This window comes from Kribbella sp. NPDC056345 (genome assembly GCF_042262745.1).
In the GTDB taxonomy this organism is placed as follows: domain Bacteria; phylum Actinomycetota; class Actinomycetes; order Propionibacteriales; family Kribbellaceae; genus Kribbella.
The window spans coordinates 558,223-570,959 of the sequence record NZ_JBHJQQ010000003.1; the positions used below are offsets into that span (position 1 = coordinate 558,223).

Genomic DNA, 12,737 nt, shown 5'->3' on the forward strand with positions numbered 1-12,737 from the left:
CCCGCCCAGCGAGAGGAAGTCACCCATGCGAGCTCTCCGGTTGTTGACCGGCATCACCCTCGGCGGACTGCTGACTGCGTTCGCGGTGGTCTCCCCCGCCGGTGCGACCATCAGCGGCGGTTCCGCGAGCAACACCGCGACCACCGTCACGTACCAGTACTCGTTCACCGGAGCCCCGGCGTTCCAGCGGGTCTATGTGGACACCGACCGGAACGCGGGCACCGGCTACGCCCAAGGCACGGTGGGCGCCGACTATCTGCTGGAGAACGGCAGCCTCTACCGGAGCACCGGCACCGGCTGGAGCTGGGCGCTGGTCAAGGCCGTCACATTCTCCGCCACCGGCGGCGTCGCGCGCTGGACTGTCGACCGGGCAGACCTGGGCGAGGGCGCCTCGCCCAACGACGCTGACCTGATCTTCCAGGTCGAGGCGCCGATGGAAACGTCGAGCAAGTACACCCACGTCTACAGCGGCGGCGGTACCGGCGGCTCGGTCACCTACACGGCGAGCACGGACAACTTCGCGAACCCGGAGCGCGGTCTCTACCACCACACCGGCGACTGCGATAAGGCCGACTTCTCGCTAAGTACCTTGCAGAGCTACCGGACCAACCAGGGCATCTCGCTGGTGATGTGCGTCTTCTATCTGGCCGAGTACAAGAACGGTCCGATCGCCCAGACCGCACTCGACCAGCTGCAGCAGCAGCTCGACACCGTCCGGGCCGCCGGGCTGAAGATGGTGCTGCGGTTCGCGTACACGACCTCGACCACCGGCGACGACGCAACCAAGGATCGCGTGCTGGCTCACCTCGACCAACTGGCGCCGTACCTGAACTCGGGGAAGGACGTCATCGCCGTCGTCCAGGCCGGTCTGATCGGTGCCTGGGGTGAGTGGTACTACACGCAGAACTTCGGGAACGCCGGCACCGTCAGTACGACGGACTGGGCGAATCGGAAGGCGGTCGTCGACAAACTGCTGAGCGTCGTACCGTCGAGCCGGATGGTCCAGCTGCGGACGCCGAAGTTCAAGCGGACCATGTACACCACGACCCCGGTGCAGTCTGCGAATGCCTACAACGGTTCAGCGACCTCACGGATCGGTCACCACAACGACTGCTTCCTGGCGAGCCCGGACGATTTCGGCACCTACGAGAACACTTCGGTCGAGTACCCCTACCTCCAGGACGAGACGAAGTACGTCGCAATGGGTGGCGAGACCTGTGCCGTGAACGCACCGCGGTCCACCTGCCCGACAGCCACGACCGAGCTCGCGCAGTTCCACTGGTCCTATCTGAACACCGACTACGAGCCGAACGTGTTGAACTCGTGGAGCTCCGGCGGATGCCTGGCCGATGTGACCAAGAAGCTCGGCTACCGCCTGCGCCTGGAGACCGGGACGTTCCCAACCTCGGCCGTGCGCGGCGGGAGTCTGCCGGTGTCACTGTCGGTCCGCAACGACGGCTACGCGACGCCGTACAACGCACGAGGTCTTGAGCTCGTACTGCGGAACACGACGACCGGCACCAACTACAAGCTGGCGATGAGCTCGGACCCACGGCGCTGGACGTCCGGTACGGCGACCACCGTCTCGCAGACGCTCACCGTGCCGTCGGGCCTGCCGACCGGTTCCTACCAGCTGCTGCTCAACCTGCCCGACCCGCTGCTCTCCACGCGGCCTGAGTACTCGATCCGGCTGGCGAACCAGAACACCTGGGAGCCGTCGACCGGGATGAACTCGCTCCTGCACACCATCACGATCAGCTAGGAGATTCCCCTGATGAAGCTTCTCCGCCTGGTTGGCGCCACGCTGGCGCTCGGCCTGCTCGGCCCGGCCCAGCTGGCCGACGCACACCGCGACGGTCCGACGGTCACCCGCGACTACCTGGCGAGCGATGCCGTGATCGCCAATCAGGAACGCGGCTTCTACCACCACACCGAGACCCACTACCGGGCCGACGGCTCCGACTACGTCCCACTCAACCTGGAGACGCTGCGCGGTTTCCGAACCCAAGAGAGCATCACCCAGATTCTCCGCGTCTTCTATCTGGAGAAGTTCGCGAGCATCGACAAACTCGACCCGGCCTACCTCGCCCTGATCCGCGCGGACTTCCGCACCGCCCGAGCAGCCGGCGTGAAGGTACTCGTCCGCTTCGCGTACGCGCAGCCCGTCGGCTGGCCGCCCACCATTCCGTACGGCGATGCGCCGGTGCAGCGAGTCGTGAAGCACATCAACCAACTGGCACCGATCCTGCGTGAGAACGCCGATGTCATCGCCGTCGTGCAATCCGGCTTCGTCGGCCTGTGGGGTGAGGGCTACTACACCGACCACTTCTCCGACCCCGCCGACCCGAGCAAGGTCTCCGACCAGAACTGGGCCGATCGCCGGGCCGTGGTCATGGCGCTGCTGAAGGCACTCCCGCGCGATCTCATGGTCCAGGTGCGAACGCCGTACATGAAGCAGCGCATGCTCGGACTGCCGACGGGAACCGAGGGAGCGCTCACTGCGGATCAGGCGTACGACGGTTCGCCGGCGGCCCGGATCGGGCATCACAACGACTGCTTCCTGGCGAGCCCGGACGACTTCGGCACCTACCTCAGTGACCCGATCGAACTCGACAAGGATTTCGTTGCCCAGGACACCAATTACGTCCCCGAAGGTGGCGAGACCTGCGCGCTGAACTCACCGAGGTCCGACTGGGACTCGGCCGCGGCGGAGATGGCTCGGCTGCACTTCTCGTATCTGAACACCGACTACCACCCGGACGTGCTGGGTAGCTGGGGCTCGAACATCACTACAGCCAAGCAGAAACTCGGCTACCGGTTGTCGCTGGTGCGCGGCACCTACACCTCGACCACCCGGCCGGGCGGTGCGGTCAAGATCGGTCTGGAGCTCCGGAACGACGGCTGGGCGGCGCCGTACCATCGCCGTCAGGTCCAGCTGGTCTTCCAGGGCGACAAGCACAGCTACCGCGTGAACCTGCCCGCCGACCCACGCCTATGGGCCGCCGGTACGACGACCACCCTCAAGGCAACCGTCCACGCGCCGCTCGCGCCAGGCCGCTATCGCCTCCTGCTCAACCTCGCCGACCCCGCACCCCGGCTGCAGTCGTCCACCTACAACCCGATCTACGCCGTCCAGCTGGCCAACACCGGCACCTGGCAGCCGGCCACCGGCTACAACGACCTCGGCCAGGAGGTAACTGTCACGAGTGATTGAGCAGCTCGTCGACCAGGACCGTGATCACGTCACCCCGGGCTGCGGCGGCCACTGCTTCGGCGGCGGAGCCCAGGGCGGTGCGGGCGGCCTGTTCGACGGAGTCTCTGGCCTCGATCTCGTCGGGGATCAAGAGCGGAGTACCGGCTCTGGTTCGTTGGGCTTCGGCAACTGTCACCAGTCGCAAGGCCTGCTGGTGATGGCCTAGTGAGAGCTCACTGGCGGCGAGGTTGTCGATGCAGTCCACCATGGCGTCGACCAGGTCGAGCTCGCGATAGATCCGCAGGGCCTCCAGGGATCGCTCTCGCGAGCCGGCCAGGTCTCCCGCCTGCAGGTACAGCTGTCCGAGGTTGCTGAGAGTCCCGGCCAGGCCGCGGTGATCGTCAGAGCTGCGCCACAGCTCGCAGGCGTCGACGTACGCCTGCTCCGCCTCGGCGATCCGGCCAAGCCGCTGGAGCGCTAGGGCAGTGACGTTGTGGGCGGTGGCAAGCAGCCTGGTGTTTCCGGTCGGCTCAGCGAGGGTGACGGCTTCCTGCCCTTGTTGCGCTGCAATGTCCAGGTCGCCCAGGGTGCAGTTGGTGAAGCAGAGTCCGATCAGCGCGGAGATGCAGCCTAAGGAGTCATCGAGGAGGCGGTAGAGGCGGAGCGCCTCGTCGCCGAGCAGTCGCGCACCGGCCGGGTCACCGTTGTTGCGGGTGAGCGAGGCCGCGGCCCGAAGCGCCGCGGCCCTCGTCTCGGTCGGCGCTCCGTCCTCGGCATCGAGCGCCTGGCGCAGCCAGTCGCGGCTTTCGGCGATCAGGCCGTGGCCCATCCAGTACCAGCCGGTGGGCGCTGCGATCTCCAGGACCCGGCCGGCCTCGCCCGGGGTCCGCAGGGCCCATTCGACGGCCGCGCGCAGATTGCCTGCTTCGCTGTTCAGCTCGTGGACCACCGCCTCGTGATCGGGGCCGCCGTCGCGGAAGGTCCGGGCGGCGAGCTCGGCGCACCACGTCGCGTGCCGGCCGCGGACCGCAGATTCGTTGCTGCTGGCATGCAACTGCTCCAGCGCGTAGTCCCGGATGCTCTGCAGCAGCACGAAGCGGTCGCCGAACTCGCTGGACTCGATCGTGATCAGACTCCGCTCACACAGGTCGGCCAGGACCGCCTTCAGCTCCGCGGGCGGCAGGTCGTCGCCGCACACGACTTGTTCGGCCGCGTCGAGGGTGCAGCCGCCGACGAACACGGCGATCCGGTACAGGACTTCGCGGCCGATCGGATCGAGGAGCGAGCAGCTCCAGTCGATCGCCGTCCGGAGACTGGTGTGCCGTCGGCCGGCCGAGCGCATACCGCCGACGAGCAGCCGCAATCGATCGTCGATCCGCGCCGCCAGCTGCTCGATGGTCAGGGTCCGGGTCAGGCCGGCCGCGAGCTCGATGGCCAGCGGAAGCCGGTCGACGGCAGCGCAGATCTCGTCGATCAGGTGGGTCCGGTCGTCCGGTGCCACCCGGCTGCGCTCCCGGAACAGGCGAGCTGCGTCGTCACGACCGAGAGGGCCGATGGGGTGCACGTGCTCACCGACCACCCGAACCGGCTGCTGTGACGTCACCAGAATGGAGACCTGGTCGGTGATTCCAGACAACAGCGCGCCGACGGGCTCGACCAGGTGCTCGGCGTTGTCGAGGATCAGCAGGCCGCCGGCGAGCTTCTCGACACAACGCGACAACAGCCCATCCGGGCCGGCTTCGACCGCTGCCGCCGCGGCGAGGCCGGGCAGTACTGCGTCTGGCGTGGTGATTGCAGTGAGGTCCAGCCAGTACACCGCTCGGCCGGACCGGTTGACGGCCGCGGAGACCTCTTTGGCCAGTCGTGTCTTCCCCACTCCGGGACCACCGGTCAGGGTGACGACGGCAGGTCCGGCCAGCCGATCCAGCAAAGCTGCAAGGTCGCCGTCACGGCCGACCATCGACGTCGCGGCCGTCGGTGTTGGGGCTGGGCGCGACTTCAGGCCAGCGGCCGGTAGCAGCGCGGGGTCCTGGCGCAGCACCTTCAGCTCGAGGTCGATGGTCTCGGGCGCTGGGTCGATGCCGAGCTGGTCGGCGAGGGTCGTCCGCAGCGTCGCGATCCGCGCCAGCGCTTCGGCTTGCCGACCGGCTCGGTACAGCGCGATCACGGCCAGGCCGAGCAGGCGCTCGTTCAGCGGGTTCCGCCGCGCGAGTTCGTCGGCCTCGGCGACCACGACGGTGCCAGTGGCCAGCCCGGCTTCGATCCGGTCTGTCTGCAGATCGATGAACAGCCGGTCCAGCCGGGCCGCTTCGGCGGCACCGAAGGGAGTGTCGCGCAGATCGGCCAGCGCCGGCCCACGCCACTGCGCGAGCGCATCGGCCGCAGCGGCGCTCACCTTCGCGTAATCCTGCTCCCGGCGAGCAGCCTCCACCACTGGCAGCAACTGCTCGACCTTGATCAGATCAGCCGGTCCGCTGGTGCTGAGGGCGTAGCCGTTCTCCGTTCGGTGGACAAGCCCCGCCTGGTCCCCGAGCGTGCGTCGGAGCCGATGCACCAGCACCCGCAGCCGGTCCCGCGGCTTCTCGACCTTCCCGTCGCCCCACACGTCCGCGGCCAGCACTCCGTCCGGTACGCCGTGACCTCGGGCCAGTGCGAGCCGGACCAGCAGGGCTCGCTCGAGCGGCCGGTCGACGCCGTACTGGGTCTCGCCCGCTCTCAGCAGGGTCGGGCCGAGGATCAGCACTTCGAGTGTGCTGTCCACAACTGACCCCATGCGCATCCCCTCCCCCAGAGCCCCGGCGCGCACCGCAATTCGACCCAACTGAGTATAGGCTTCCCTCACTTTGTGGCGGCCCGCGACGAGCCGACCACGGGCCGCCGCGACGGGGTGGCGGCACGCACTTCTCCCAGCTCCAGGATGCTCGTTGTTCAGCTCGCGTTTGCCGGCTGGCGGCCGTGTGCGGGGGAGGATCAGGGCGTTCCACCTACAGCGTCCAAGGAGCACCATGTCCGTCGATCGTCGTTCTGTTCTGCGTGGCGCCGCTGCCGGCGCCGCCGGTGTCGGTATCGCCACCGTTGGCTCCCTGCCGACCCTGGCCGAGGCCACGCCGGTCTCGCGGGGCCAGCACTCGCCGTTCCCGCAGCACAAGCCGTTCCCGCCCCTGCTGGACGACCCGGACGGAGTGCTCGCACTCCCGCCGGGATTCAAGTACCGGATCGTCACCAAGGCCGGTGAGACCAAGCTCAAGTCCGGGCAGCCGACCCCGGACTCGCACGACGGCAACGCCGTGTTCCCCGGCCGGCATGGCAACTACCTGCTGATCCAGAACCACGAGATCAGCGGCGACAGCCCCCTCGGCGTACCGCAGGTCCCGGGCACCGTCTACGACACCGGAGTCGGCGCGGCCGGTGGCTGCACGGCGATCTCGATCGATCGCAACGGCAAGAACCTCGGCGAGTGGGTCGCCATCTCCGGCACCCTCACCAACTGCGCCGGCGGCCACACGCCGTGGGGCACCTGGATGACGTGCGAGGAGACCGAGAGCAAGGCCAACGGCACCACCCGGCTGAAGGACCACGGCTACGTGTTCGAGGTCTGGGGCGACGGCGAGACCGCGCACCCGGTCCCGCTGAAGGCCCTCGGCCGCTACGCCCACGAGGCGCTGGCGATCGACGAGAAGCGCGAGCACATCTACCTGTCCGAGGACGCCTCCGGCCCGAACGGGACGTTCTACCGCTGGTCCGGCCCGCGCGGGTACCAGCTGAGCCCGCGGAGCTGGAAGGACCTGCAGGACAAGGACTTCGGCACCCTCGAGGCGCTGGCCATCCTGGGTGACGACGGCAAGCCGATCCCGGATGTCGCCTACCTGACCTCGGCCCAGCTGCTGCGCCCGTTCCGGGTCGCGTGGGTCAAGGTCCCGGACCGCGACGCCACCACGACCTCGGTGCGCAAGCAGTTCACCGACGGCCAGATCACCCGCGGCAAGAAGTTCGAGGGTGTCTACGGCACCAAGGACGGCGTGTACGTCGTCAACTCCTACGCCAAGTCCGGGACGACGGACCTGCCGACCGACGCGGTCCCGCACGACGGCATGGTCTGGTTCTACAACTACGCGAACAAGACCATCCAGCTGGTCACGTACTTCCCGGAGAGCGCCGCGGCCGACCAGGGCGCCGGTGCGAGGTTCCAGGACTTCAACTTCGACGGGCCGGACAACGTCACCGTGACGCCGTGGGGCTCGCTGATCCTGGCCGAGGACGGCAACGCCAGCAGCCACGTGCTGAGCGCCGTACCGGGTGGGCCGACCTACGCGATCGCCCGCAACATGCTGAACGACTCCGAGTTCTGCGGGCCGGCCTTCACGGCCGACGGCAAGGTGCTGTTCGTCAACATGCAGGACCCCGGGCTCACGCTGGCCATCACCGGCCCGTGGCGCGACTACCTGGGCTGATCCCTACACCGGCTGGGTTGCGTCTCAGGGCGTGACCCAGCCGGTCAGGATCGTCGGGCCGTCGTCGAGGACGCAGGTCAACCGGTACGGCGCCTTCGGCAGCGGCTTGAGCACGAAGAACCCGAGCTCGTCGATCCGCCCCGTGGCCAGTACGCCGGAATCGGTGCCGGCCGTGATCTCACCGGCCGCGGGTGGATCCAGCTGGCCGAGCAGGCCCTCCGGAGTGAGCTCGATCTCGATCGTCCAGCCGTCCGAGGCGAACGTCAGGGCCCGCAGCGTCGCGCTCTCCGCCGAGCGGACCGAGGCCTCCTCCAGACCGGCCCACGCCGAGTCGTAGGTGAGCGCGGCCAGCTCGGCATCGATGGTGCGCCACGCGAAGGCCGCCTTACCTGCCTCGACGAACGCAGCCGGCACCTCCTGCTCGGTCACCAGCGCATCGCGCAGGGCCTCGAGCAGCTGGCCATCGTCGTTCCAATCGGTCTCCGTCACCGTACTCACCTCCTCATTCCATGATCGTCTGCCAGCCCGGCCAGCGCCGGTGTCCGGCGCAGCCGCTCCAGGCAGCGGGCCCGGTTCGGCCCGATACTTCCGACCGGCATCGCCAGCTGCCGGCTGATCTCGTCGTACGGCAGCGGCGGGTCCTTCATGATCATTGCCAAGAGCAACTGACAGCGCTGGGACAGCTGCCCGAACGCACTCCGCACGATCGTCCGCCGCTCGTGCCGGAGCACCTCCTCCTCGGCCACGGCCGGCTCGACCGCGTCGTGCTGTTCGGCCGGGTCGACCGGGTCGACCCGGCTGGACGCCCGCAGCAGGCGGAAACACTCCCGCTGCGTGGTGGTAGCGATCCAGCCGGGCAGCGCGGCAGGCTCCCGGAGACTCGGCAGGTGCTCGATCAGGCGCAACCAGACGCCCTGGCCGACATCGTCGATATCCGCGGGCGTCAGCCGGTACCGGCGTCCGATTCCCCAGATCAACGGTGCATACCTCTCAACCAGTTCGTCCCACGCGCCTTTGTCGCCGTCAACCGCCCGGTTCACCAGAGCGACGACGACAGGATCGTCCCGCATGCCTTGTCTCCTTCCCCCCGATATCGATACGGAGCGGCCGGGGCCGCTGATTGATACAACAACCCGCTCACGCGCCGAGCGCGACGAACGACCGGCCGGCCGCATCCGCCGCGGGATCCGCACCCGCCGTACCGCGGGCGAGTGCGAAAGCCTCGGCGAGTGAACGACCCGCCTGCAGATGATCGTGCACTGCGGTCATCAAGGGAACCGTTGCGGGATCATTGACCGGTACGACGCTCGCCAGGATGCCCGCCGCGCCGAGTGGCACCAGGCTGCTGCTGAGCCCGAGCAGCTCGTCGGCACCGACCGGTTTGGCCAGCCCGGAGTCGCAACTCGACAGCACCAGCCGGTACGGCGCTCGCCGCAGCCGCTCGAAGTCGTACACGGTCAGCGGCCCGTCGTCGAGCCGTAGTGACGAGAACAGCGGACTGTCCGCCCGGAACGTGCCGTGCGCCGCGATATGCGCGATCCACGCGCCGTCCAGTTCGTGCAGCACGCGCTCCGCCGTCGCATCGCCGTCGCGGAGAACGACGGCCTTCGGGTACAGCTCGGTCAATCGGTTGATCTCGGCCCGCCCCGCGGTCAGCCCCGGCCCGAGCACCAGCACGACCCGCCGGTCCGACGGGGGCCTGAGTTGGCGCGCGCGCAACCACATCGCCGCCGACGGTACGACGTTCACCGGCCGATCAGCCAACGCCGGGACCAGCGCCCACGGCACCGCCTGCAGACTCGCCGGCGGAACCATCACCACCGCCCGCTCCCCCAGCACGTCCTGCACCGGCCCAAGAATCGCATCCCCCAACCGCTGGCCCAGCACCTCCAGCGAAGGCCCGGACTTCGACCGCCCATGCGCCAGCCACCGCAGCCGGAACCGCGACCGCTCGACCTCCACCGCAGCCGCCGCCAACGACCCCACCTCGTACCGCGCGAGCTCCCCATCAGCAGCCACGACCGCATGCAACGTCTCGCCAACAGCAATCAGCTCCACCAAGGCCGTATCCCCCAGCGCTTCGTGCAGCTCGGCAAGGTCGAGCCCGCCCTCGGACCGATCGGAATCGTTGCCTTGGGCCCTTAATGCTCTGTCGCGGACGGCGGTTTCGAGGCGGCGGCGGTCGCGTTCCAGGGACGGTGGGCGGATCGGCTCGGGGGTGGACTCGAGACGCCGTACGACGTCGCGGAGCTGGGCGAGGTCGCGGATCAGCTGCTCGTCGCCCGGCGGGCGGACGGGCGGGACGGCGAGGGCGGTTGCGCGCCAGCGCTCGCCCCAGATGAGGAGGCCGCGGGGGTCGTCGTGCCGGAGCGCGTGCCGGAGGGCCAGCTCTGCGAGCTCGGCCCCGTGACCGGTCGCGCGAGCACGCAGTTCGGTCGCGCCCATCATCAACCGGTACTCGTCCAGTGCGTCGAGACCACGCTCGCAGGCCGTGAGCATCCGCCGTACCTCACCTCGCGCCTCGGCGCGCAACGCTCGACCGAGCCAGGCAGCACTCCGCACGGTCGGCGGGACATCCTTCGACAGCCGCCCAGCCAGCTCCAGCTGCCGATCCGCCGTCCGGATGCTGTCCTCGGCCAGCGCCAGCCGACCAGCCAGCAGATGCGCCGCCGACGCCTCGGACGCACCGAACTCGTCGAGCCGGCGAGCCGTCCGAACCACCTGCCGCAGCAACCGCGGCCCACGCTCACCCGACTCGTACCGCGCCTCCAGCTGCAGCATCGACGCCCGGACCGACCACCACGAACGCCGTTGCGCGGAGAACAACCGCCGCGCCCGCTCTGCCCGATCCTGCGCCGTCGCCGGATCGCCAACCGCCAGTGCAGCGGCGGCCGCAGCAAACAGCACCTCGGCCCGCTTGGTCGCCGGCACCCCGCCGGTCTCCATCCGGCCGATCACCTCGTCCGCCTCGGCCAGCGCCTCGGCCGTCAGCCCTGCGGCCAGCAACACCGCACACCGATCGATCGCCAGGTCCGGCCAGACGACGCCGACCCCCTCGAACCCCTCCGCGGCCTCCCCCAGGAACTGCAGCGCCGCCGGCAGATCACCACGCGCGAACGCCGCCATGCCACGGTTCTGCCGAGTCTCGGCGTACTCGAACTCTTGCCCGACCGCGGCGTACAGGCGGCCGGCCTGATCGAAGTCCGCATCCGCCTGGCGTGTCCCGCCGAGAGTGAGCTGAATGAAACCGCGATAGTTCAGCGAGCGTGCTTCCCAGACCTGGTCGCCGGACCGCCGCAGCCTGGTGATCGCCAGCCGCAAGTCCTCCAGCGCCTCACGATGCCGACCGAGCACCAGCAGCACGTCGGCCCGCCGCAGCAGCACCCGCCCAGCCAGCGCACCCCGACTTAATTCGACCGCCCGATCCAGCTTCGCCAGCCCCTCGCGGCTCCGGCCGGCGCGCCCGAGCGTCGCACCGAGCGTGGCCAGTACGTCGGCCTCCCGCTCCGGCAGGCCGGACTCCTCGGCCAACCGCAGCGCCGTCCGCAGCTCCCGGATCGCGGTATCGACCTCGCCGAGCTGCCGCAACCCGATCCCGCTGGCCTGGTGAGCGATCGACGCCGTCTCCGCGGGCGGCTCCCCGGCCAGCAGCAACCGTGCCGCCGCGATCGCGTCGTGAGGACGTGACAGCGCCAGCGGCAGCAGGTCTTCGGGTGCGACCGTCATGCGAGTCTCCCCCAGTACGCCGGCAGGGTGGAATGATATCGATTCGGACTCGACCATTTCAGTGATTCGAGGGGGACGCCATTCCATGACCGGAGAACGCGAGCAGAAGTACATCGCCCAGATCAACCTGATCCTCAAGGGTTTCGGCAAGGAGGTCGAGGTCTTCCCCGCCAAGTGGCAGGAGCTCGGGGCCGACTACCTCTACCACGCGGGGTACGTCCTGGTCCGCGACGAGGACGTCGAGCGCGTGATCCGGCTCTTCGAGGGCGGTACGACGGGCGAGGGCGGCATCGGTGGTGTCACCCGGCTGAAGCTGCCTCCGACGGTACCGCCGGGAGCGCCGGAGGACCGCTCACCCACCCAGCGGTTCCTGAAGTACGCCGACCTGCGGCTCGGGCGCGGCGTCGTCACCCCGGAGCACCTGTTCTACGTGACCCCGAGCGTCAGCCCGTGCCCGGCGACCGAGCCCGAAGAGGTCGCCGCCACGACTCCACCGAGCCCGTTCATCGACGACAAGACGACCACCGGCAAGGGCGTCAAGGTCGTCGTACTCGATGTCGGCTGGTCCGACGCTCCCGCCGCGGATTGGCTGAACGGCGTCACCGGTGAGCCGGAGGACGCGTTCGACCCGGCCGGGCTGATCAAGCCGTACGCCGGGCACGGCACCTTCATCGCCGGTGTCCTGCGCTCGATGGCCCGCGAGACCGAGGTCGTCGTCCAGAGCTACTTCACCATCGCCGGCGCGATCTGGGAGTTCGACCTCGCCGCGGCCCTCGACGAGGTGCTCGACCTGGCACCGGACATCATCAGCCTCTCGGCGGGAACGCGGACCAGGTTCGACCTGCCGCCGCTCGGCCTCGACGTGTTCGTCGAGTCCCGGCTGAACCGGGTCAACGGTCTCGTCCTGGTCGCAGCCGCGGGGAACGAGTCGAGCCGCGACTACTTCTGGCCGGCCGCCTTCCCGGAGACCGTCGGCGTCGGCGCCCTCGCGGAGAGCGGCACCGATCGGGCCTGGTTCAGCAACTTCGGCGGCTGGGTCGACGTCTACGCGCCCGGTGAGAACCTGATCAACGCGTTCCTGACCGGCGAATACCACTGCACCGAGCCGCCGCACACCGGCGAGGTGCGAAAGTTCTACGAGATGGCGCGCTGGAGCGGTACGTCGTTCTCGACGCCGCTCGTGGCCGGCCTGATCGCCGGCCGGATGTCGCGCACCGGCGAGAACGCGCTGCAGGCCGCCGACGGCCTACTCGCCTTCGCCCTCGGCCAGGCGGTCCCGGGCGTCGGCCCGGTCCTCAAGCCCGGCGACGCCCACAACAGCACCCCGTAGCTGCGACACCGTCAGAAGCCGCCCTCCGCCAGCTCAG

At 69.2% G+C, this 12,737-nt stretch carries 8 protein-coding genes; 4 read left to right on the forward strand and 4 right to left on the reverse strand.

The features are described 5' to 3' along the window. Positions 1-25: 25 nt before the first annotated feature. Both ACFCV3_RS13455 and ACFCV3_RS13460 read left to right on the forward strand, forming a co-directional pair. Positions 26-1,762, forward strand: a complete 1,737-nt coding sequence (locus ACFCV3_RS13455) for a DUF4832 domain-containing protein (RefSeq protein WP_376029855.1) — start codon at positions 26-28, stop codon at positions 1,760-1,762. 12 nt (positions 1,763-1,774) lie between these two features. Further along, positions 1,775-3,214: a DUF4832 domain-containing protein gene (locus ACFCV3_RS13460; protein WP_376029857.1), complete on the forward strand. Its 1,440-nt coding sequence runs from the start codon at positions 1,775-1,777 to the stop codon at positions 3,212-3,214. On the opposite strand, the gene ACFCV3_RS13465 is transcribed toward ACFCV3_RS13460, so the two are convergent. After that, positions 3,201-5,966, reverse strand: coding sequence for a BTAD domain-containing putative transcriptional regulator (locus tag ACFCV3_RS13465; RefSeq protein WP_376029859.1), 2,766 nt, complete (start codon positions 5,964-5,966; stop codon positions 3,201-3,203). The genes ACFCV3_RS13460 and ACFCV3_RS13465 overlap by 14 nt on opposite strands. Positions 5,967-6,198: 232 nt before the next feature. On the opposite strand from ACFCV3_RS13465, the gene ACFCV3_RS13470 reads away from it, so the two are divergent. After that, positions 6,199-7,644, forward strand: a complete 1,446-nt coding sequence (locus ACFCV3_RS13470; RefSeq protein WP_376029862.1) for an alkaline phosphatase PhoX — start codon at positions 6,199-6,201, stop codon at positions 7,642-7,644. Between the two features lie 24 nt (positions 7,645-7,668). On the opposite strand, the gene ACFCV3_RS13475 is transcribed toward ACFCV3_RS13470, so the two are convergent. The 3 genes from ACFCV3_RS13475 to ACFCV3_RS13485 all read right to left on the reverse strand — a co-directional run bounded on the left by ACFCV3_RS13475 (position 7,669) and on the right by ACFCV3_RS13485 (position 11,370). Next, entirely contained in the window at positions 7,669-8,133 is a 465-nt protein-coding gene (locus ACFCV3_RS13475; RefSeq protein ID WP_376029863.1) for a hypothetical protein, read from the reverse strand. 5 nt (positions 8,134-8,138) lie between these two features. Beyond that, complete coding sequence (locus ACFCV3_RS13480; protein ID WP_376029865.1) at positions 8,139-8,714, reverse strand: RNA polymerase sigma factor; 576 nt, start codon at positions 8,712-8,714, stop codon at positions 8,139-8,141. Positions 8,715-8,781: 67 nt separating this feature from the next. Then, complete coding sequence (locus ACFCV3_RS13485; protein ID WP_376029868.1) at positions 8,782-11,370, reverse strand: CHAT domain-containing protein; 2,589 nt, start codon at positions 11,368-11,370, stop codon at positions 8,782-8,784. 85 nt (positions 11,371-11,455) lie between these two features. On the opposite strand from ACFCV3_RS13485, the gene ACFCV3_RS13490 reads away from it, so the two are divergent. Further along, the gene (locus tag ACFCV3_RS13490; RefSeq protein WP_376029870.1) at positions 11,456-12,700 is read left to right on the forward strand and encodes a S8 family serine peptidase; all 1,245 of its coding nucleotides are present in this window, start codon (positions 11,456-11,458) and stop codon (positions 12,698-12,700) included. Positions 12,701-12,737: the final 37 nt, after the last annotated feature.

Coding starts and splice junctions, on each gene's coding strand:
- ACFCV3_RS13470 (WP_376029862.1), top strand. CDS start 6,199: ATGTCCGTCGATCGTCGTTCTGTTCTGCGTGGCGCCGCTGCCGGCGCC.
- ACFCV3_RS13485 (WP_376029868.1), bottom strand. CDS start 11,370: ATGACGGTCGCACCCGAAGACCTGCTGCCGCTGGCGCTGTCACGTCCT.
- ACFCV3_RS13490 (WP_376029870.1), top strand. CDS start 11,456: ATGACCGGAGAACGCGAGCAGAAGTACATCGCCCAGATCAACCTGATC.
- ACFCV3_RS13460 (WP_376029857.1), top strand. CDS start 1,775: ATGAAGCTTCTCCGCCTGGTTGGCGCCACGCTGGCGCTCGGCCTGCTC.
- ACFCV3_RS13465 (WP_376029859.1), bottom strand. CDS start 5,966: ATGGGGTCAGTTGTGGACAGCACACTCGAAGTGCTGATCCTCGGCCCG.
- ACFCV3_RS13455 (WP_376029855.1), top strand. CDS start 26: ATGCGAGCTCTCCGGTTGTTGACCGGCATCACCCTCGGCGGACTGCTG.
- ACFCV3_RS13480 (WP_376029865.1), bottom strand. CDS start 8,714: ATGCGGGACGATCCTGTCGTCGTCGCTCTGGTGAACCGGGCGGTTGAC.